Genomic DNA, 20,202 nt, shown 5'->3' with positions numbered 1-20,202 from the left:
CGCGGCAAAGTTGCGCTAGTGCCTCTCCCAAAATGACTCAAAGTCTGATTTGCTGAGCGGTTTTGCAATGAAATAACCCTGCGCATAATCACAGCCCATGCTTTTTAGAATATCGTATTGTTCTTGTGTCTCGACACCTTCCGCTACTACCTTTATTCCGAGTTTATTCGCCATCACAATAATGGCTTCGCACAGCACCTTATCATTGCTAACGTCAGTCATCGACTTCACAAAGCTCCTGTCAATCTTGATAAAGTCTGTAGGAAAGCGCTTTAAATAAGAAATAGAGCTGTAACCTGTACCAAAATCATCCAACGCGATATCAACGCCCGCTTGCCTAAACTGGAAAAGCTTCTTGGACACCATCTCATTGGCTTCCATTAATAAGTTTTCCGTGACTTCAAGAAGTATAGAACGCGCAGAGATCTTCTGGTCTAAAAGCAGGTTTAACCATTGAGTTATATTAGATTCTAAATTGAAGTAGTGGCTAGGTGACGTATTAATACTCACCTGCAGCTCTTGACGGTTTTGGGCTTTCCATTGTTTGATATTGGCACAGACTTCATTAAATACCCAATTACTGATATCAATGATGAGTCCAGATTCTTCAGCAAGTGGAATAAATTCATCGGGTGTAATTCTCCCCTTCGTGGGATGCTGCCATCGAAGTAACGCTTCAGCTTTCATCACTTTCTGGCTGCTGAAACATGCAATTGGCTGGTACTCAATAAACAATTCTTTGTTCTTAACTGCATAGCGCAAATCATTCAACAAGGTCATTCTCTTGATTGCTGCAGTTTGCATGTCGTGGGTATAATACTGATAGTTGTTTTTACCGAGATCTTTAGCACCGTACATCGCTTGGTCGGCATTCTTTAACAGGCCTTTGACATCTTTTGCGTCGTCCGGATATAAGGTGACACCTAGGCTCGCGCTAGTATGCACACGTTCCAGCTCTAAACTATAAGGTTTTACGATCTCGCCAAGTAGCTTTTGTACGACCAGTTCTATAGAACTTAGGCCTTTAATGCCGTTTAGGATAATGACAAATTCGTCACCGCCTAATCGGGAAACGGTGTCATCTGAACGCAAACACTGCTTTATTCTTCTGGCGCACTCAATTAAAAGCTTATCACCTATATCGTGACCAAGCGTGTCATTAATATCTTTGAAATTATCAAGGTCCAAGAATATCACCGCTACCTTATCGCTCTCTCTATCGGCAGCCTTAATGGCTAACTGTAAGTGATCCAACATAAGGTTTCGGTTAGGAAGTCCTGTCAAAGAATCAAAGTTGGCTTGCTTCCATATAAGTTGATTCGCCAGCTCTCTTTCAATAGCGATGCTAGCGATATGCGCGAACTGCTCGATTAAGCGCATTTCTTCCGCTGTCGGTACTGCTTTTTCTCTATGATAAATTGCAAAAGTACCAATAGCGTCACCATTAGCTCCTTGTATTGGTTGTGACCAACAAGAGCATACACCAGCGCGCAATGCTAAATCTTTCCAATCGGTCCAAAAGGGGTGCGTACTGATATCTTCAACAATGGTCGGTAAGTTCGTCGCGGCTGTATTTCCACATGATCCCCTGCCTACACCAAACTCAACGCCATCGATAGCGTCGTTATAAAAGTCGGGTAAAGAAGGCGCAGCACCCTTTTTCAGCTTGCCATCTTCTAATAGCAGGATACTGCAAATTTGATCTGTGTATTCGGCCTCTATAGCATTCACAATGTCGTGGAGTACGGTATGCAATGACTCTGCATTTACCACTTTCTCTAAAATAGCGCTCCTCACACGGGTGATTTTTTGTGTTTGAGCTAGCTTAAATTGGTACTCTTCCAACTGAGTTGAGAGATCATTGAATTCTTGTCGCTGTAGTTCCGACTCTACAAGTTTTGCAAGCTGCTCTAATTGCTGTATTTGAACGCAATTGAATATTTTTGGATTATTATCCGACACACATAGCGTTCCCACCGCAAACCCTTCTATCATCAGCCTAACACCCGCGTAAAAACGAATGCGAGGATGACCAACCACAAAAGGATTGCTTTTGAAGCGAGGGTCCTCTTGAGTATCTGGAACGACTAAGGTTTTGTCCTGCGCTATAGCATGGGCACAAAAGGCGACATCCCTTTCTGTTTCAGTCATATCGAGATTAATAGCCGACTTAAACCACTGCCTACTGTCATCGACAAATGTGATGGATGCGAATCTACAATCAAAAATGCTACTTGCTAGTCGAGTAATACGGTCAAAGCGCTCTTCTGGTGGGGTATCGAGCACTCTCAGTTTGTTGAGTGCGGCTAGCCTCTCATGTTCATTTACAATAGTCGGGGGTGTGCGCACAACTCACTCCTAAATCCAACACGGTCGAATTGCGCACATTGTGCAACACGCTTTCAATAGCGTGGTTAAGCCAGTTGGACATTATTTCTGCCGCTCTCTTTGGCTTTATATAATGCGTCATCGGCTTCCGATAGTGCTGACTCAATAGTGTCATGATGTTCTTTTACATAAGATACACCCGCACTAACAGTGATATCAATAAACTTCCCATTCACATCTAGAGGGTTTTTACTTATTCGATCTCTTAACTTTTCAGCTAACTTGAAGGCGCCTGCGCGGTCGGTATCAGGCAATAAAAGTACGAATTCCTCGCCGCCAATGCGCGCTACGCAATCTGCATTACGCGAAGACATTTTTAAAATTTTTGCTACGTGTTTAATCGCTTTATCACCCATGTCGTGGCCGTGAGTGTCGTAGATACGTTTAAAAAAATCGATATCGAATCACCACTGACAGCGATCGCTTGTAGCGGTGACTAGCCGCTATTGCTTGTTGGAAAATTCAAATATTGCTCTTTAGTCTAGAAATATGCGTTAACGCTCCCCCATTAAACTCTATAGAACTATTTCGCCACGGCGGAAAATAACGCTTTTTCTATTTTAAACGTAGCGTATAAAACGCTATTTTTTTATAACCAAGTAGATGCCACCCAACGTAGCTATTGAAGCAACCAGGATCTGCATTGTGAGTGGCTCACCAAGCGCTATCCACCCCATCAGCGATGCTATGACAGGCACGCTCAGTTGCACTGTCGCGGCGGTGGTTGATTTGATAAGGGGAAGCGCGCTGTACCAAATAGCGTATCCGCAACCCGATGCAAACACCCCTGATGCAAGCGCGTAATAAACACCCTCGCTGTCTAAGACAAAATTATCTGCGCCCACGAAGCAAACCACACCAACCAAAGGAACACAGAAAAATGCGGCATAGACGAAATTACCCGATGTAGATAAAAGGGCTGAGCTACTTTTTTTACCCAATAGCGAATAGACGCCCCAAGCCATACCCGCCAAAACCATAACCGCGCCTGCTAAAAGAGGCGGTGCTGCCGCGCTAGGCAACAGTAAGATAACAAGGCCTAAAAATGCCAACACAAACCCCAACCACTGCCATTTTTTAAATCGCTCGCCATTGAACAACCCTACGGAAATCATAGTGAGTTGCACAGCACCAAATAATAAAAGTGCCCCCGTTCCCGTGGACATTGAAATATAGGCATATGAAAAGCAGATAGCGTAAACGAACAACGAAATGCCACCGAGTACGCTGGCGTTGATTTTTAGGCCATGAAAAAGGCCTTGAGAAGGCACGCTCTCACTTTTGCGACGTTGGAAATAAGATGACAAAAGTAATAACGCTATCGCCCCGCTCGCTAAGCGTAAGATAGTAAAACTAGCTGGATCTATATCGGTGTTAGCAAGAGCCATGCGGCAAAGTAGCGAATTAGCAGCAAATGCAATCATGGCAATAGCGACCAATACAAAGGTTTTCAACAAACCGAATCTCCCTAGTTTTAAACGCAAAAATGCTTAGCGGTACACTAACTTATCCCTTAATGCATCGAAAAGTAAATGCTTAAACGCAAGAGACAATATTTTACAACGACGTAGACAAGTCAAACAGCCTAAAACGAAAAAGAGGACCGAAAGGTCCTCTTTAAATTAGTAATTACTTGATGAGAGTTTTAAAGCGATAAGCCTAAGCGCTCAGCCACTTCAATATAGGTCTCGACTACAGAGCCCAAACCTTGTCTAAAGCGGTCTTTGTCCATCTTTTTACGGGTTTCTTTATCCCACAAGCGACAGCCATCTGGTGTGAACTCATCACCTAGTACGATATTGCCATCTTTGTCGACACCAAACTCTAGTTTATAGTCTACAAGCAACATACCCGCGTCATCAAAGAGTGCTTTCAAAACACTGTTAACCTTGAAGGTCAATGCTTTCATTTCAGCAATTTGCGCTTCGGTTGCCCAACCAAATGATAAAATATGGTAGTCATTTACCATTGGGTCGTGAAGTGCATCATTCTTTAAGAAAAACTCGAAAATAGGTGGGTTAAGCTCTTTGCCCTCTTCCACACCCAGTCTGCGAACTAAAGAGCCAGCAGACAAGTTTCTCACCACACACTCAACAGGGATCATGTCAAGCTTCTTAACCAAAGACTCAGTGTCAGAAACCAGCGCCTCAACTTGCGTTGCAATGCCTGCTTCTTCAAGCTTTGTCATAATAAAGTGATTAAACTTGTTGTTTACTTCACCTTTGCGTTCTAGCTGTTCAATCTTCTCACCATCAAACGCCGAAGTGTCGTTTCTAAAGTGAAGAATAAGTTTATCGCTATCATCAGTGTAATAAACAGTTTTTGCTTTACCGCGGTAAAGCTCGTCGCGTTTTTCCATTCTCAGTCTCAGTTATATATCAAGGTTATCTTCTGACATGACCTCAGCAAATGCACTGTAAAGGTCGGAAACCTGATTTGCTTCAAACGGTACACTTTCATTATTCATGAAGGTAACTGACGTGCGATCTGCACCCGCTCTTGCAACTTTCAAACGATAGTCACCTTTCTTTAGTAACTCTTTATCGCTTGAGAATAAACCATCCCACCAACTACCTTGATCACCATTGTAAGTGACAAATAATAGGCCGTTTGATTTATCTAAATCTTTAACGTCAAAACCAAGCTTACGCAGTACTAACAGCATTCTTGGCCACGCTACATCATACTTAGCTTCTACGATATACGCCGCATCACCATCGGCATTAAAGCCCATCTCGGTATTGATACCCTGACGGATACGAGCAATTCTTCGTGTCTCTGCTAGCTGAATTTGGTACTCATAGTGACCAACAACTTGGTTCAACACCTCAACTTCTTCGCGACGTTCTTCCATTGAAGAGACTTCTGCAACCACGTCGTTGCCCAATGTTTGCATATAGTCCTTTAATTCAACAGTAAGCGCAGCACTACGGCCGTGAGGTTTAACGTCTAAGCTGAATTCAAAACGTCGACCGATTTCGCTTTCTTCATCTATAAAGCTATACCAAGGACCTTCGACTTCTCTAGTTATCACCATCCAGTCAGTAACCAGCACTTTCTCTTCTGGACTAAAGCTATCTACACCAATACCTTGTTCATCTAAGAAACTTAAAAGCGAGTTCCAAATTGCTTGGCTTAGCGGCTGACTATCGTCAACCTGGTCAAACCAAATGGTTGCTGAACTCTTACCTTCCTCAATGTGAGAACCCGTAACTAACGGTAAAACTAATGCTGGCGAGCGAACCATCAACGACTTGCCCACCAAATTTGAATCGGCCTCTTGACCTAACTCAGGTAATACAAAATCACGAGAAAAAGCAGGTGCATCTAAGTCAGAAGGTACTTTTAGCGATTCTTGTTCTTTAGTTTTTAAGTATTCGTAGCTGCCAGACGCGGTCTTTCTATCTATTTGGCTTGAACAACCTGCAAGTGCAACTATCGCTACTGAACTTGCTATAGCCAGCGTTCTTTTCATCTGTGTTCCTTATTAACCAGAAATCAATGCGTATTTTTTTAGTAGTTCTTCGATACGTTTTTGGCTTGATAGTTCCGGTAAAACCATAGGTAATCGCATAACTGCGCTTTCCATCATGCCCATTTTATACAATGCCCACTTCGGCATTACTGGATTTGGTTCAATAAATAGTTCGCTGTGAAGTAATTTAATGGTTTCATCGATATCGCGACATTTATCAAAATTATTTTCTAGCGCAGCTTCACACATTTGTGCGATTGCTTTAGGCACTATGTTAGCCGTTACGGAGATAACGCCATGACCGCCTTCACACATAAACTCGCAGCTTGAACCGTCATCGCCGCTAAGTAAAACGAAGTCATCGGGAACCAAAGGCTGAGTAGCCTTAAGGCGTGCAATATTGCCAGTCGCGTCTTTAAGACCAACGATATTTTTGTGCGTTGCTAATTTAGCCACCGTTTCAGGCAGCATGTCGGCTACGGTGCGGCCTGGCACATTGTAAAGAATAACAGGTAAGTCACTAGCGTCTGCAATTGCATTAAAGTGCGCGACCATACCCGCCTGTTGAGGCTTATTGTAATAAGGTACTACGCTTAGGAAACCGTCTATACCTGTAGAGCCTAATTGCTCTGTAAGAAAAATAGCCTCTGCCGTAGAGTTTGCGCCACTGCCGGCAATAACCGGAATTGCTCCCGATGCCATAGCAACGGTTTCTTTAACCACATTGATGTGTTCATCAAAAGGTAGCGTTGCTGACTCACCAGTAGTTCCAACCGACACTATACCGTGGGTGCCCTGCTCTACATGAAACTTCACAAGTTTCTCTAAAGACTTGTAATCAATATCGCCGTTTTCGAACATCGGCGTGACGAGTGCTACGTAACTACCAGTAAACATAATCTCTCCGAAAAATGTGAGCGCACATGGTAAATATGTCGGTGCTTAAACACAAGTAATAGCGCAAGTAAAATGACAAGAATTTGACAATATCTTATTCAAAGGCAAGAAAAAGGCGCTGACTTATAAAAAAACTCTGTGCTAACATCCCGACATTATTAACATTGAAGTGAAGTAGATGTCGAAACACCAACTTATCGTCACCATCTTGGGGACAGACAAAAGTGGCATTTTAAGCGAAATTGCAACGACGGTATCAGAAGCTCAGTGCAATATTCTAGATAGCAGGCAAGCCATTTACGGCAAAGAGTTCTCGTTGACCATGATCATAGAAGGAACGCAAAGCGCTATCACAAAAGCTGAATGTATTTTACCTGCGCTATTTCAGCGTCTTGACCTGCTTTCTATGATGAAGCGCACTAGCCATCACGAAAAGCAAAACCTTGCCCATCTTTTTAATGTCGAGTTTAGTGGCGAAGATGCAGCTGGCTTGATTAAAGCGGTGACCGGCTTTTTTGCCGAGCGTCACGCAATGATAAGCGCATTTAGACAACGCACATTTAAAGACAAAACATCGGGTAAAGACAACATGCGCTGCAAATTTGTTGTTTCTCTTCCCTCTAATGAAAATGTAGACGCACTAGAATCTGATCTAATGTCCCTGTTCACTTCGTTAAATGTGACAGGCAAAGTTGTAGACAAACAAAAAAAGGATCCCAATGAAAACGTTACAAGCTGGTGATAAAGCCCCACAATTCTCATTGCAGAACCAAAATGATGAAACCGTATCTTTAGCTGATTTCGCAGGTAAAAAAGTACTGGTTTATTTTTACCCTAAAGCGATGACGCCTGGTTGCACAGTACAAGCCCAGGGCTTACGCGACGTAAACGAAGAACTGACGGCGAAAAATGTGGTTGTGCTAGGAATTAGCCCAGATGCAGTTAAACGCCTGCCTAAATTCATCGAAAAAGAAAACCTAAACTTTACGTTGCTTTCTGATGAAGACCACGCCGTTGCCGACGCTTTTGGTGTGTGGGGACCTAAAAAGTTTATGGGTAAAGAGTATGATGGCATTCATCGCCAAACATTCCTCGTGGATGAAAACGGTGTTATTGAGCACGTTTTCAACAAGTTCAAAACAAAAGAACACCACACCGTAGTACTTGATTATCTAAACAGCTAAACCGGTATAGAATTTAAAAAGCCCCGATAACATTTGTTTTCGGGGCTTTTTTATACTTACTCAATTCGTATCAGTGTTTACCTATAACGCCTATTTGAATCAGTACTCGTTTTGAATCTCGTACTGGATGGCGCTGACTGGTTCGCCAAATGGGAATAACTACTTTGCCTCTTCGGGTACAATAACGGGGTTACTAGACCACGCTGTAATTACCGCCTTCACGAGGGTAGCGAGAGGAATAGCGAAAAATACGCCCCAGAACCCCCAAAGACCTCCAAACACTAATACTGCAACGATTATATAAAGCGGATGCAAGCTAACCGCCTCCGAGAATAACAGCGGTACCAACAAGTTACCGTCTAACGCCTGAATAATGCCGTATGCTATCATTAAATACCAAAATTCTGGTGAAATACCCCACTGAAACATAGCGACAACGGCCACGGGTATAGTAACCACTGCTGCACCGATGTACGGAATAAGTACTGAAAATCCCACCAATACGCCAAGCAAAATAGCATAACGTAAGTCCATCAATACAAACGTTACGCAGCTCACCGCGCCCACAATTATAATCTCGATCACTTTGCCGCGAATATAGTTGGCAATTTGAGAGTTCATTTCGTGACCAACTTGCGTAATTAAGCGTCGCTCCTTAGGCAGCAAGCGAGATATGCTGTCTAAAAAGAAAAGCTTATCTTTTAGCATGAAAAACACCATAAGCGGTACGAGGATCACGTAAACGAGCAACGCAGCTAAGTTGGCGATATTACTAAACGAAGCAGAAATAAGGGTTTCGCCCACCTCAACCAATTTGTCATTTAAACCTTCCATCATTTGATGGATTTGATATACCTGAACGTAATCTGGATATTTGTCCGGAAGCGTTAATATCCATTCTTGTGCTTTCTGCCATATTAGCGGCGTTTCTTGAATCAAGTTAACGCTTTGCTTTGATATAATTGGAACAAGGCCAATTAAGGTTAATATGGTTATAGTGATAAAGCCGAGCATTACAACGACGCAGGCGAGCGTTCTACTTACGCCGACATTTACCAAGCGACAGACTGGCCAATCGAGTAAATACGCAATCACTGCTGCAACCAACACAGGCATAATTAGCCCGCCCCACAATAGCAACACTGCCGTGGTCAAAAGGATCAAGATAAGCAACATTGCTGCATCAGGATCAGAAAATTTGCGTCGGTACCAACGACCAAAAACGCTAATCATATAAACGCCTAGAAATTACTAAGAATAGGACACGCATCATAGTTGATAGCGCTAGCACTTAGCAATAAGTAGCACTTAAGAATCTTTCAAAATCAAACTGGTATGATGTTTTTACAGTATAAGCATTAATGTGTAGAGTGGTTGTTACAACAGTAAAAGAATAAACTGGATGCGTTTGTGTCGCATTGGTATAACTGACGTGTCATAAACGAGATGGCATAGGCGATATTGCCTTGTGTCTTCGAAAATGATGCATATAAGAAAAAAATAAAATTTGAAACTGTTTAGCAACTTTGCGCTCTAAGGATTAAGCAGTATTAACCGTATACAATGATTGTAGGTTCATGAGAAAAAAGTTTTCAGCATCTTTGGTTGCCCTTTCCTTCGTGCTCACATCGAGCCTAACGGCTGTTGCACAAGATGCCAATTACAGCAATAAAAATGCGTTACCTGAAATAGGTGTTGTTGCGTCAGACGCCATATCGCTTGATAAAGAGATGATTGTAGGCGATGCCGTAATGCGGCAAATGCGCGGTCAAAGTCCTGTAATCTCAGATCCGGTGCTGGATGAATATCTACAGGATGTAGGCAACCGATTGGTTGTCCATGCTGACAACGCCAAGTTTCCTTTTGAATTTTTCTGGGTAAATAATGATGCCATTAACGCGTTTGCGTTTTTTGGCGGTCACATTGGTGTTCACACAGGTTTAATGCGTCGTGCTGAAAATGAAAGTGAACTGGCTTCGGTGCTAGCGCACGAAATTTCTCACGTAACTCAACGCCACATAGCACGACGTATGCAGGCGCAGCAGCGCTCATCTCCCCTTGCCTTGGCGTCACTTATCGGCGGGGTGCTAATTGCAATGGCCAACCCAGAAGCGGGTATTGCGGCCATGCAGGCGGGAACCGCAGCCTCTGCACAATTGCAAATCGACTATACCCGTTCGAATGAACAAGAAGCCGATAGAATTGGTATCGCAATGCTTGCTCGTGCGGGCTTCGATCCGAGTGCGGCTGCTTCATTCTTTTCTACCATGGCGGAAGAGTACCGCATGGTTTCTCGTCCACCCGCAAGGCTGCTTACTCACCCTTTAACCGAAACCCGTATTGCTGACGCGAGAAATCGCGCTGGTGACTACCCTAGACGCTACTTACCCATTAACAAGCAATTCGAGTTGGCAAAAGCACGTATAAAGGCACGCTACTCGTTTAAAGCTGATTACGCTGTAGAATATTTCGAAGCGGCCGTGGCACAAGACGTACAGCGCAGTAAAGAAGCGTCATTATATGGTTTAGCGCTTGCTTATATGCGCGCCGAAAAAATCGAAAAAGCCAAAGACATTATGGATGAGTTAATAGCAAAAGATAGAGGAAACCTCTTTTATCTCGACGCTATGACAGATATCTATATTTCGCAAGGTGAGCCTTTAAAAGCCGTTGAAATGCTAAGACCTCACGTTACGCATAACCCTAGAAATCAAGTATTGGCACTAAACCAGGCCAATGCTTACATAAGCGCAAACAAATATGAAGAAGCGGTGTCTCTACTTAAGGATTTCCTGCTGGTTAAAAAAGATTATCAATTGGCACATCAGTTGATGAGTGAGGCGTATCAGAAGTCGAAACGTTTCTCGCAAATGCATCAGAGCAAAGCGGAAGTATATGCATTGTATGGTGCATATAACCGCGCGGTTGACGAACTTCAATATGCGTATAATTTCGCAGGCGATGATCACCTTGAAAAACAAAGAATCAGAGCGAGAATAAAACAATTTCGCGACCAAGAAGAGCGTTTACAACGACTCTAGACCATCGCACTTCCCTGCTATTCGTCAGCGCCTTTCAATTCAGCTAGGCGCTTACGCAGATGCGCTGCCGTAATTTCTCCCATTATCGTATCCTTTATTTTCCCATCAGGTCCAAGAATAAACGTTGCTGGTAAATAAGGGGGTTTTTGCATGGGCAGTTTAGTGTCTGGCGAACTTATAATAACAGGCAAATCAACATCAAACTTCTCAGCCATGGCTTTGAGTTCAGGCTTCGTTTTAAGGTCGTAGTTAATAGCAAAAAGACGGGTATCGTCAGGTAGCGAATGATTAAATGTGACGAGCTCAGGCATTTCTCGTAGACATGGTGCACACCATGGCGCAAAGTAATTTACCACAACCCACTTCCCCTCAAGATCTTGCCAAAGGTAAGCAGTTCCATCTAATGTTTCAAAGTCATGTTGAAGACGCTGATACGTATATGCACCGGCAAACGCAACAAGCGCTAACAGCACTAGAAAGAGTATAGGCTTTATTTTTCCTGCATTGCTTTTTGGCTGTGACAACAACATATAACCTTCTAATTTTGATTATTCTTTCATAGTGCCAGATTCTTACTTCGCGCACTAACATAAATTCAACCACGCTTTTTAAACACCGTTTTCCAAAAACGATGCTGTAAATAAAGAATAGTACGAATTTATTACCCGTTATCGGTAAACTGCTTGATATTCTATGGCAAAAACGCAATAGTTCGCGCCAATCCATATAATCATGAACAAGAGTATTTATGACAGACATTACCATTATTCACAATCCTCGCTGTTCAAAGAGCAGACAAACCCTAGCATTACTTGAAGAGCAAGGTATAGCGCCTGTTATTGTTGAGTACCTAAAGCAGCCTCTAGACGCAAAAGAACTGAAAGAGATATTTAAAAAACTTAACCTTGGATCGGTTAGAGATATGATGCGTACTAAAGAAGCAGAATATAAAGATGCTAACTTAGGTGACAGCGCACTGTCTGACAATGCGCTTTTTGAAGCTATGGCTCACACGCCCAAGTTGATAGAGCGTCCAATTGTTATTAACGGCGAGAAAGCCAGAATTGGTCGTCCACCCGAATCTGTTTTGGAAATTGTATAGTGCAACCTGTTCTCGTACTTTATTACAGCCGCAACGGCAGCACAAAGCGATTAGCTGATGCCATCGCCCAAGGTGTATCGTCATTAGGTGCTCCTGTGATAGTACGTACAGTCAAGAGCATCAGCGATGCAGCTAATGACGCGGCATCTAGTGCTGTACCCGAGGTTTCCCTTCAGGAACTCGAACAGTGCAGTGCCCTGGCGTTAGGTAGTCCTACGCGTTTCGGCAATATGGCAGCGCCAGTAAAACACTTTTTGGATTCTACAAGCAGTCAATGGTTAAAAGGCGCGTTGATTGACAAGCCTGCGTGTGTATTTACATCTTCTTCTTCCATGCACGGCGGCCAGGAATCCACATTACTTTCCATGATGGTTCCGCTTATCCATCACGGCATGGTGATTTGCGGGCTACCTTACAGTGAGCCTGCGCTACACAACACCACAATGGGTGGCAGCCCTTACGGTGTAACACACGTCGCTCATCACAGTTTAAGTGCACCAGAGCAATTGAGTGCAGATGAAAAAGCGCTATGCATTGCTCAGGGTAAGCGACTTGCAATGTTCGCTAAAAAACTAGCAGACAACGCCTAACAGTTACGTTATTTGGCGCATAAAACGTAGACCTTATAAAGAACATTAAAAAACAAACTGTTTCGGAGACATTACCATGGCACCAGATACGCGTTTTTATCGCTATCTCGCACTTATAAGCCACACCGGGTTAATCGTATGGATAACACTGTGGCAATTTACATTTACTAAAGAGCATACTTACTCTCCTTTGTTTATTGCCTTGTTTTATATTTTACCTTTATTGTTACCTTACTGGGGTATTTTAAAAGGCAAGCCATATACTCACGCGTGGGCCAATTTTGTCGTTTTGTTTTACCTCATTCACGGATGCACTGTGGCATACGCTGTACCTGATGAACGTTGGTATGCAGTGGTAGAGATTATTCTATGCACGGGTATGTTTGTCGGCTGTAGTGCGTTTGCTAGAAAACGTGGTCGTGAATTGGGTTTGGGCCTTAAAAAGCTTAAAGAAGAGATGCAAGAAGAAAAAGCACGCTTTGAGCAAGGTCAACAATGATCATGTAATACACAGCGAAAACACATGCTGCCAAGGGGTTAATATGACACGCCATTTGCCTGAACTTACATTAGTAATCGCATCATTATCGTTACTTGCAGCATGTGGAGGCTCTGGTTCAGGCGATAGTTCAGCCCCAAGCACTCCTTCCGTTCCTCCAACCATTAGCATTTCAGGCCCTACAAACGCCGTTGTAGGCGATGCGGTCGACTTTGCTGTCGCCTCGCCTACTGGCCACGCTATTGTAGATATCGATTGGCAAGTCTCAGGCGTATCACAGCAGCCTCTCAGTGCTCACACGCAGGCTATCGGCTTTGATGTTACCTCTTCAGGTAGCTTTGATATCGCCGTAAACGTTAGCTTAGAAAATGGCACAACTCTTACAGACACCATAACGTTACAAACGAACGAAAGTACCGCGCCGCTAGCCGCATTACGATTGGGTCATGAGGCATCCGAAGGCGGCAGAGTTTCTCTTCGCGTTGACACCGTTAACTCGCAAGGGTTAACAATCTCAAATATCACGTGGCAACAAACGTCTGGACCAATCGTCAATAACTTCAACTTTGATGAAGGCGATTATTCTCATTCGATATATTTTCAAGCGCCTCGAGTCAGCAACGACACAATCATTGAAATAGAAAGTACCGTTACACTCTCAAATGGCGAGGTGTTAACCGATAGCGCGCAAGTTCTAGTGAAAAACATCGACATTAACAATAGCGGCTTTTTTGTAGATGACGAGACAAGTATTCCCGAAACGGTAAGCGCGCATATGCAGCCCTATAGAGCCGACAGCCCTTACGCGTCGGCACTTGTTGATTGTGTTTATAACAATCAGGTTTCAAACAGCTGCACGTTCTCTCAGCTACCACTGATTGGCCAAGTCACCGAAAGCCCCACTATCGACGATATTTTAGATAGAACATACGTCTCGCATCCGTGGATGGGCGATGCATTTAGAACGTATTTAGAAACTTCAGCAACCCGTGATGACATGCTTAAGTTACTACGCGCAACTAACGCGATTGTGATTTCTTACGATATCCGCCCGTCATTTTATTGGGTTGCCACTGGTGCCATTTACTTAGATGCCAACAACTTTTGGCGCACACCGCAAGAGCGAGACACGCTAAATACTCGCCCAGATTATAGAAGTGGTTTTGGTAGTGAGCTCGATTTTACGACGTCATGGCGCTACGTGAAAAACGGGGCCTATTATTTCCCTAATATCAGCACAGCGAACGTAGCAGATAGACTTCCACGTGACGTGAGCGACGTAGAAGCAGCATTAAGCTATTTGCTATACCACGAGCTAGCTCACGCCAATGACTTTTTCGACTACTCCGAATGGCAACAACTCAGCAATAGCGCGAGCCCACTGTCGTCTTATGATGACAGCTCTCCCATTTCTACGGGGCTAACAACTTCATTGCCTCTTACGTCGTCACAACTCCATGCTTTGGCCGAAGTTCGATACGGCGGTGCAACCGCTTCAAGCGTGCAGCGAAATTATACCGCGCTACAAGTGGCAAATTGGTTTGAGGATGATGGTGCGGTTGCTTTCTATTCTTACTTTACGGAACGAGAAGATCTCGCCATGTTATTCGAGCGCTTCATGATGCTTTACCGGCTTGAGGCAGAAGCGGATGTAGGCGTATTTACAAGAGAGACACTGGAAGACGGCAGTTTCATTCCCACTTGGGCTCAGAGAAACCGTGTTAATGATGATAACGTTACTATGCGCGTAGATTACGTATTAAGTAGAATTTTACCCGAACTCGATGTACCTGCTATTCAAGCGTCACTTCCAAGCCCTTATCTGCTTCCGAACGATATTACCTGGCGGGACTCTGCGTCTAGTACAAATCTAAACGTACAGTCTGCGAGCGATAAGTTAATGCTACAGAACGGCGGAAACAATTCGGTTACTTCCGATGGAACTCTAATGACGGTAGCAGAAGAATTTAGCACCACATCAAGCGCTCATAGTTTAAGAAAAGAACAATAAACGGCAACACAGCAGCGCTTTGACTAACGCAGGTTAAACTCGCGCTTTGGCTAACTTAGGTTAAGCTCGCGCTTTGGCTAATTTAGGTTAAGCTCGCGCTTAACCATGCCCACCGATAAGCGTTTTTGTTCTTGGAGTGAGCGTGTGTCTAAACGGGCTAATAGTGACATGAGGCTTTTTAGGTCTCGTTCACTATGGTGTAAAAGAAACTGTAGTGCTTGGTTTGATAGCTTTAATCCACGTTCCGCTGCACGTAAGCGCACGGCTTCTTCACGACCATTGTCATCCAGTTGGTTTACGTGATAAATAACCCCCCACGCCAAGCGAGAACGCAAGTCAGGTAAAACAAAAGCAGGGTTAGATGGGCCTAGGTGACTAGAACAAAGTACCATGGTTTGTTTAGTCTCAATCACTCGGTTTAACAAATCGAATAACGCTTCTTCCCAACGTAAATCGCCGGCTATCGCGTGAATGTTGTCTAATGCGATTAACGAAAGATTCTCTAGGCCTTCAAAAATATCGAGCGACCACGCTTCATAATTATTAAGATTTAAATAAAGGTGACTAACCGATTTTTCGGCTAGTTGATGACAAGTGGCAAACAATAAGTGGCTTTTACCGATAGCGGTACTGCCTAGTAAAGTAAGCAAAGGCAGCTGAAGCGATGCTAATGGCCCCAATTCAGGAGCCTCGCGCCAGTGTGGCAGCGCATCTGCAATCTGCTTAAGGACTGAAACTACTTCTTCGTTACCCGTATTGACAAAACTGTCGAAGTTTTCGTCAACAGGTAGCGTGACAGGCAAAGGCAGCTGCATGCTAAATTAATTGCTCCAATAGAAACTGTGTCCTTTCACGGTTTGTCCGTACGAATCGGTTACGGGGCGTAATTTGCTTTCTAGTTTAATACTGTTAAGTAAATCGTCCACCGTTCCAATTAATGTAAGTGAGTACGTGGCAACAGAACCAGATTGCTCTACTAGTGTAGCGTTTTCAATCACACTTAAACTATTTAAATAGTCAGTAGCGCTGGCGTAACTTTTTACCGAGCCAATATTGGCAATCGATACCTTGATAACTTCTCGCTCAGACGCTTCGATTCCTACGATGGCATAAAGCGACGATAAGTAATTTGAGTAGGCATCGATTAACTGATTGCCAAGAGCTTCGGGCGAATCACCGTATATGCTGCCATAGCTAACCTTACCGCCACCAACGAACACCCAGTCTAGTGCATAGTCACCTTCATCGGCACGCTTCGCATAGTTGGCAAACTCGTTCATGGTAAACGGCATCGTTGTGCTCTCTTCCTGCGCCAGCTCCTTCGCCGAGGTTCCGTCAGCATTATTCAAGTTTTGGTTTGTTTCGTCATAACCGTCGTTTAACTGAGCATCAACACCGTTATTCATCGCACCGGACTCAACGTTATCTGAAAAAGTGCGCTGTGCGTCCGTATTATCTACACGCGGATTTCGCTCATCGAAACTTTGTTCATCAGATTGTGCTCTAAACTGTGCTTCTTCATCTAGCACGCTATCAAGAGATTCTACTGTGCCAGAAGGCACAACATTTTCCGGCAAATCAGGAATTGCACTCGCGTCGTTACGATAAACTCTGGCACCAATAATGTTGTCGACGCCATAGCGTGTAGAAGCTTTGCGCAAAGGCTCAACAAATCGTCCCCACACATCATAAGTAGAAATATTTACATTGTCGGTAAGGTCCATTAAAGGCAAGCTTAATGGTACGCCTCGTTCTTTCGCTGTTTGTTTGAGCGTATGTTGTAATTCTGTATTGAGAGATTCATCTAAGATGACGCGAGTTTCGTTTTCGTCTTCTTGCGCAAGCCACACTATCGTTTCAGGGCGTCTATCACCCCAGAGCGGTAGCATTTCACGCTGAAGAAGTTCATTGAGTTTTGCTTGATCGAACTCCGCAACGTAATACGTTCTACCTTTGTCAAAAGCAAATCGATAGGAACGAAGCAGCGATTGAGGCGACGATAACGCTGCTCTAACACCGGCATTATCGAGCACGATTGTGCTGCCCGACATCTTCACAAAAACCTGCCTTAATGCTTTTTTAAGCGCGTTTTGTTGGGTACGCTGAGCTTGATCTTCAACTTGAATCTGCGCTTCGTTGACCACAACGCGTTGAGCCGCATTTATAAAGGGGGCGTAAGTCAGCGCAGCAAGAAATGAAATGCCCAGAATGCCTTTCAAGCTAACTCTCGTTAAATTAGTTCCATTGGTGTTACGCTTTACTGCCGTTAACATTGACACTCCATACTCTCTTAAAATCAATTCCTTACCTATCGAATCGTCAGTTAATCTCGTTTACCTATATACGGTAAACTTGGACTAACCTGCGCGCAATTCACTCTACTTTTTAGAGCGAGACATTTTATCAAGCAAGATGTTCACCAAAAGATAGCCTTCTATTGTCTTTTATATTGGGTTTAATTTCACCCCTAAAATAAAAAAGATCAAAAAGCGCATAAAATAGCCTTCACAAATTGGACTTGTGACGACTTGCTGGTAGAATCCGCGGTTTTCTACCTCTTAGTTTCAGGGCCCAACCGTGAGCGAAAATAAAACCTCTTTAAGTTACAAAGATGCAGGCGTAGATATCGATGCAGGTAATCAACTTGTTGAACGCATTAAATCTGTTACCAAGAAAACCCATAGACCAGAAGTAAAAGGTAATCTGGGTGGTTTTGGTGCACTTTGTGAACTGCCTACTAAATATAAAAAGCCGCTACTTGTTTCAGGTACTGACGGCGTGGGTACAAAACTAAGAGTTGCTATGGATGCTAACCGTCATGACGGTGTTGGTATCGACTTAGTAGCAATGTGCGTAAACGACCTTATTGTTCAAGGTGCTGAGCCCCTATTCTTTCTAGATTACTACGCAACTGGCAAGCTTGACGTTGATGTAGCCGCGTCGGTTGTTACCGGCATCGGCGCCGGCTGTGAGCAAGCAGGTTGTGCTTTAATTGGTGGTGAAACAGCCGAAATGCCTGGAATGTATCACGATGGTGACTACGATATTGCAGGCTTCTGCGTAGGCGTGGTTGAAGCCGATAAGGTTATTGACGGCACTAACGTTAAACCAGGTCAAAAACTAATTGCACTTGGTTCATCGGGCCCTCACTCAAACGGTTACTCATTAGTGAGAAAGATTATTGAAGTTAGTGGTGCAGATGTAAACGCCGACCTAAACGGCAAGCCTATCATCGACCAACTTCTCGAGCCTACTCGCATCTATGTTAAATCGGTATTGGCATTGCTTGAAGAAGTGCAAGTAAGCGCTATTTCTCACATCACGGGCGGTGGTTTTTGGGAGAACATCCCTCGCGTGCTACCTGAAGATGCGAAAGTGGTTATTGACGAAAGCACCTGGGAATGGCCTGCAATCTTCTCTTGGTTACAAGAAAACGGTAACGTGACTCGCCACGAAATGTACCGCACGTTTAACTGTGGTGTTGGCCTTGTAATCGTTGTTGACGAAAGCGATACCGATGCTGCACTGAATATTCTTAAACAACACGGTGAAAATGCTTGGGTTATTGGTGATATCGCAGCAAAAGATGGCGAAGAGCAAGTAGAGATCAACGCGTGAGTAACAGTGTAACCAAACTATGCGTACTTATTTCAGGTAATGGCAGCAATTTACAAGCCATTATCGATGAAATAAAAGCAGGCCGTCTGAACGCGGAAATCAGCGGCGTGATCAGTAATCGCCCTACTGCTTATGGTCTGGAACGCGCTAAAGAAGCCGGGATCAATGCGGTTTGCTTAGATCATACAGGCTTCGATTCACGAGAGTCTTATGACGGGGCGCTCAAAGCACAAATTGAGGCTTTTGGCGCAGACTGTGTTGTTCTTGCGGGCTTTATGCGTATCTTAACACCGGAGTTCGTCGACAGCTTTGCTGGAAAATTAGTGAACATTCATCCATCTTTGTTGCCGAAGTACAAAGGTTTGAATACGCATCAGCGAGCTATCGACAATGGAGACAAGGAGCACGGCGTTAGCGTGCACTTTGTTACACCAGAACTCGACGGCGGCCCTGTTATCATTCAAAGCCGCGTACCTGTGTTTGAAGACGACACAGCAAGCGACCTGGCCGAGCGTGTTCAAGAACAAGAACGTCGTATCTATCCGCTTGTGCTATCTTGGTTTAGTGCAGGCCGATTATCGATGCGAAACAATAAGGCAGTTTTAGATGAGCAAGAATTACCAGAATCTGGTTATGCAAGCGACTAAGCCTTTTGCTTTAGGCGCACTGTTAGCAGCATCGCTTTCAGTGGCCGCACAAGCAAACCCTAGTACAGAAAATACGGATAGTGCAGAGCTACCGCTTCAGCCCTACAAGGCAACCTATACCGCATACAAATGGGGTGACGACGTAGGCGAAGCGAATATTGAGCTGTCGAAATTAGGTGACCAACAGTATTCTCTAATTTACACGTCAAAAGTGTCTAAGTTTTTCTTGTCTGACAAACGAAGTGAACATTCTATTTTTACTGTTAATGATAATACCGTCGTACCCTCTGAGTACTACTATAATCGTTCTGGCACAGGACCTGATAAAGAGCTTAAGGTAACGTTTAGTCATCAGGGACAAGGCAAAATTGCAGTCGAGAATGGCGAAACATTTGATTGGAACGGTGAATTTGATAACCAAATATATCGTATTGACCTTGCAAAACAGTTAGCGGAAGGTAAGACATCTTTAGAATACCACTTCGTGAATTATCGTGGCGAACTTCGTCACTACGGCGTTCAAGTGGTGGATGAAGAGGTATTGTCTTTACCTTTCGGTAAAATTGAAACTGTAAAAGTTAAGCTTATTCGCGACTCAAATAAGCGTGAGACGTTTGCTTGGTTTGCGCCATCACTTAACTACACGTTAGTTCGTCTGCAACAGTTCAAAGAAGGCGATGAACAGGGCGATATCAAACTGAAATCGTTTGAGACGCAGTAAAGCGTAAAGATAAACCGTTTTTTGTCTCA

Annotated in this window: 20 protein-coding genes; 10 read left to right on the top strand and 10 right to left on the bottom strand. The window is 43.9% G+C overall.

The window, feature by feature from the left end:
* Positions 1 to 15: 15 nt before the first annotated feature.
* The 6 genes from MHM87_RS00215 to dapA all read right to left on the bottom strand — a co-directional run bounded on the left by MHM87_RS00215 (position 16) and on the right by dapA (position 6,760).
* Positions 16 to 2,349: an EAL domain-containing protein gene (locus MHM87_RS00215; RefSeq protein WP_239257480.1), complete on the bottom strand. Its 2,334-nt coding sequence runs from the start codon at positions 2,347 to 2,349 to the stop codon at positions 16 to 18.
* A 65-nt stretch (positions 2,350 to 2,414) separates the two neighbouring features.
* Entirely contained in the window at positions 2,415 to 2,744 is a 330-nt protein-coding gene (locus tag MHM87_RS00210) for a GGDEF domain-containing protein (RefSeq protein WP_239257479.1), read from the bottom strand.
* A gap of 225 nt (positions 2,745 to 2,969) precedes the next feature.
* Complete coding sequence (locus MHM87_RS00205) at positions 2,970 to 3,845, bottom strand: DMT family transporter (RefSeq protein ID WP_239257478.1); 876 nt, start codon at positions 3,843 to 3,845, stop codon at positions 2,970 to 2,972.
* A gap of 188 nt (positions 3,846 to 4,033) precedes the next feature.
* Complete coding sequence (purC, locus tag MHM87_RS00200) at positions 4,034 to 4,747, bottom strand: phosphoribosylaminoimidazolesuccinocarboxamide synthase (RefSeq protein WP_014949658.1); 714 nt, start codon at positions 4,745 to 4,747, stop codon at positions 4,034 to 4,036.
* A 12-nt stretch (positions 4,748 to 4,759) separates the two neighbouring features.
* Entirely contained in the window at positions 4,760 to 5,863 is a 1,104-nt protein-coding gene (gene bamC / locus MHM87_RS00195) for an outer membrane protein assembly factor BamC (RefSeq protein WP_239257477.1), read from the bottom strand.
* Positions 5,864 to 5,875: 12 nt separating this feature from the next.
* Entirely contained in the window at positions 5,876 to 6,760 is an 885-nt protein-coding gene (dapA, locus tag MHM87_RS00190; RefSeq protein WP_014949660.1) for a 4-hydroxy-tetrahydrodipicolinate synthase, read from the bottom strand.
* 178 nt (positions 6,761 to 6,938) lie between these two features.
* Here dapA and MHM87_RS00185 point away from each other — a divergent pair, with 178 nt between their 5' ends.
* Together MHM87_RS00185 and bcp are read left to right on the top strand one after the other, a co-directional pair.
* Positions 6,939 to 7,502 (top strand): glycine cleavage system transcriptional repressor, encoded by a 564-nt coding sequence (locus MHM87_RS00185; RefSeq protein WP_014949661.1) that lies wholly within the window; start codon positions 6,939 to 6,941, stop codon positions 7,500 to 7,502.
* A complete protein-coding gene (gene bcp, locus MHM87_RS00180) occupies positions 7,480 to 7,944 on the top strand; it encodes a thioredoxin-dependent thiol peroxidase (protein WP_014949662.1) in 465 nt (154 codons plus the stop codon). The genes MHM87_RS00185 and bcp overlap by 23 nt, the downstream gene beginning before the upstream one ends.
* A gap of 159 nt (positions 7,945 to 8,103) precedes the next feature.
* On the opposite strand, the gene MHM87_RS00175 is transcribed toward bcp, so the two are convergent.
* A complete protein-coding gene (locus MHM87_RS00175; RefSeq protein WP_014949663.1) occupies positions 8,104 to 9,177 on the bottom strand; it encodes an AI-2E family transporter in 1,074 nt (357 codons plus the stop codon).
* 344 nt (positions 9,178 to 9,521) lie between these two features.
* On the opposite strand from MHM87_RS00175, the gene MHM87_RS00170 reads away from it, so the two are divergent.
* A complete protein-coding gene (locus tag MHM87_RS00170; protein ID WP_014949664.1) occupies positions 9,522 to 10,985 on the top strand; it encodes a M48 family metalloprotease in 1,464 nt (487 codons plus the stop codon).
* 17 nt (positions 10,986 to 11,002) lie between these two features.
* Here MHM87_RS00170 and MHM87_RS00165 read toward each other — a convergent pair whose 3' ends face one another.
* Positions 11,003 to 11,515 carry a TlpA disulfide reductase family protein gene (locus MHM87_RS00165; protein WP_239257476.1) on the bottom strand — a complete coding sequence of 171 codons (513 nt, stop codon included), beginning with the start codon at positions 11,513 to 11,515 and terminating at the stop codon, positions 11,003 to 11,005.
* A gap of 218 nt (positions 11,516 to 11,733) precedes the next feature.
* On the opposite strand from MHM87_RS00165, the gene arsC reads away from it, so the two are divergent.
* From arsC to MHM87_RS00145, 4 genes are all read left to right on the top strand, one after another.
* Positions 11,734 to 12,087, top strand: a complete 354-nt coding sequence (arsC, locus tag MHM87_RS00160) for an arsenate reductase (glutaredoxin) (RefSeq protein WP_049588881.1) — start codon at positions 11,734 to 11,736, stop codon at positions 12,085 to 12,087.
* Positions 12,087 to 12,677, top strand: coding sequence for an NAD(P)H:quinone oxidoreductase (gene wrbA, locus MHM87_RS00155; RefSeq protein WP_061485949.1), 591 nt, complete (start codon positions 12,087 to 12,089; stop codon positions 12,675 to 12,677). Before arsC ends, wrbA begins: the two co-directional genes overlap by 1 nt.
* Positions 12,678 to 12,753: 76 nt before the next feature.
* Entirely contained in the window at positions 12,754 to 13,176 is a 423-nt protein-coding gene (locus tag MHM87_RS00150; RefSeq protein WP_039220793.1) for a DUF2069 domain-containing protein, read from the top strand.
* Between the two features lie 43 nt (positions 13,177 to 13,219).
* The gene (locus MHM87_RS00145; protein WP_239257475.1) at positions 13,220 to 15,187 is read left to right on the top strand and encodes a hypothetical protein; all 1,968 of its coding nucleotides are present in this window, start codon (positions 13,220 to 13,222) and stop codon (positions 15,185 to 15,187) included.
* A 77-nt stretch (positions 15,188 to 15,264) separates the two neighbouring features.
* On the opposite strand, the gene hda is transcribed toward MHM87_RS00145, so the two are convergent.
* On the bottom strand, positions 15,265 to 16,002 hold the full coding sequence (gene hda, locus MHM87_RS00140; RefSeq protein WP_014979421.1) for a DnaA regulatory inactivator Hda: 738 nt from the start codon (positions 16,000 to 16,002) through the stop codon (positions 15,265 to 15,267).
* A 6-nt stretch (positions 16,003 to 16,008) separates the two neighbouring features.
* Entirely contained in the window at positions 16,009 to 17,460 is a 1,452-nt protein-coding gene (locus MHM87_RS00135) for a DUF2066 domain-containing protein (RefSeq protein WP_239257474.1), read from the bottom strand.
* A 304-nt stretch (positions 17,461 to 17,764) separates the two neighbouring features.
* Here MHM87_RS00135 and purM point away from each other — a divergent pair, with 304 nt between their 5' ends.
* Genes purM through MHM87_RS00120 form a run of 3 tightly spaced genes read left to right on the top strand, consistent with a single transcriptional unit; the run spans position 17,765 to position 20,173 of the window.
* Positions 17,765 to 18,805, top strand: coding sequence for a phosphoribosylformylglycinamidine cyclo-ligase (purM, locus tag MHM87_RS00130; protein WP_014976688.1), 1,041 nt, complete (start codon positions 17,765 to 17,767; stop codon positions 18,803 to 18,805).
* Positions 18,802 to 19,452 (top strand): phosphoribosylglycinamide formyltransferase, encoded by a 651-nt coding sequence (gene purN / locus MHM87_RS00125; protein ID WP_014979424.1) that lies wholly within the window; start codon positions 18,802 to 18,804, stop codon positions 19,450 to 19,452. The genes purM and purN overlap by 4 nt, the downstream gene beginning before the upstream one ends.
* Positions 19,412 to 20,173: a DUF3108 domain-containing protein gene (locus MHM87_RS00120; protein ID WP_231506486.1), complete on the top strand. Its 762-nt coding sequence runs from the start codon at positions 19,412 to 19,414 to the stop codon at positions 20,171 to 20,173. Before purN ends, MHM87_RS00120 begins: the two co-directional genes overlap by 41 nt.
* The last annotated feature ends 29 nt before the right edge of the window (positions 20,174 to 20,202 follow it).

This window comes from Alteromonas sp. Cnat3-28 (assembly GCF_022348265.1).
Taxonomy (GTDB): domain Bacteria; phylum Pseudomonadota; class Gammaproteobacteria; order Enterobacterales; family Alteromonadaceae; genus Alteromonas; species Alteromonas macleodii.
Note: the sequence above shows the minus strand (reverse complement) of the source record. Positions and strands in the feature narration are given on the sequence as shown.

Bases quoted from the DNA above. Each gene is read 5' to 3' on its own strand.
- arsC (WP_049588881.1), top strand. From the start codon at position 11,734: ATGACAGACATTACCATTATTCACAATCCTCGCTGTTCAAAGAGCAGA.
- bcp (WP_014949662.1), top strand. From the start codon at position 7,480: ATGAAAACGTTACAAGCTGGTGATAAAGCCCCACAATTCTCATTGCAG.
- MHM87_RS00170 (WP_014949664.1), top strand. From the start codon at position 9,522: ATGAGAAAAAAGTTTTCAGCATCTTTGGTTGCCCTTTCCTTCGTGCTC.
- MHM87_RS00210 (WP_239257479.1), bottom strand. From the start codon at position 2,744: ATGGGTGATAAAGCGATTAAACACGTAGCAAAAATTTTAAAAATGTCT.
- MHM87_RS00120 (WP_231506486.1), top strand. From the start codon at position 19,412: ATGAGCAAGAATTACCAGAATCTGGTTATGCAAGCGACTAAGCCTTTT.
- MHM87_RS00145 (WP_239257475.1), top strand. From the start codon at position 13,220: ATGACACGCCATTTGCCTGAACTTACATTAGTAATCGCATCATTATCG.
- purC (WP_014949658.1), bottom strand. From the start codon at position 4,747: ATGGAAAAACGCGACGAGCTTTACCGCGGTAAAGCAAAAACTGTTTAT.
- MHM87_RS00150 (WP_039220793.1), top strand. From the start codon at position 12,754: ATGGCACCAGATACGCGTTTTTATCGCTATCTCGCACTTATAAGCCAC.
- hda (WP_014979421.1), bottom strand. From the start codon at position 16,002: ATGCAGCTGCCTTTGCCTGTCACGCTACCTGTTGACGAAAACTTCGAC.
- MHM87_RS00135 (WP_239257474.1), bottom strand. From the start codon at position 17,460: ATGTTAACGGCAGTAAAGCGTAACACCAATGGAACTAATTTAACGAGA.
- bamC (WP_239257477.1), bottom strand. From the start codon at position 5,863: ATGAAAAGAACGCTGGCTATAGCAAGTTCAGTAGCGATAGTTGCACTT.
- MHM87_RS00165 (WP_239257476.1), bottom strand. From the start codon at position 11,515: ATGTTGTTGTCACAGCCAAAAAGCAATGCAGGAAAAATAAAGCCTATA.
- MHM87_RS00185 (WP_014949661.1), top strand. From the start codon at position 6,939: ATGTCGAAACACCAACTTATCGTCACCATCTTGGGGACAGACAAAAGT.
- dapA (WP_014949660.1), bottom strand. From the start codon at position 6,760: ATGTTTACTGGTAGTTACGTAGCACTCGTCACGCCGATGTTCGAAAAC.
- MHM87_RS00175 (WP_014949663.1), bottom strand. From the start codon at position 9,177: ATGATTAGCGTTTTTGGTCGTTGGTACCGACGCAAATTTTCTGATCCT.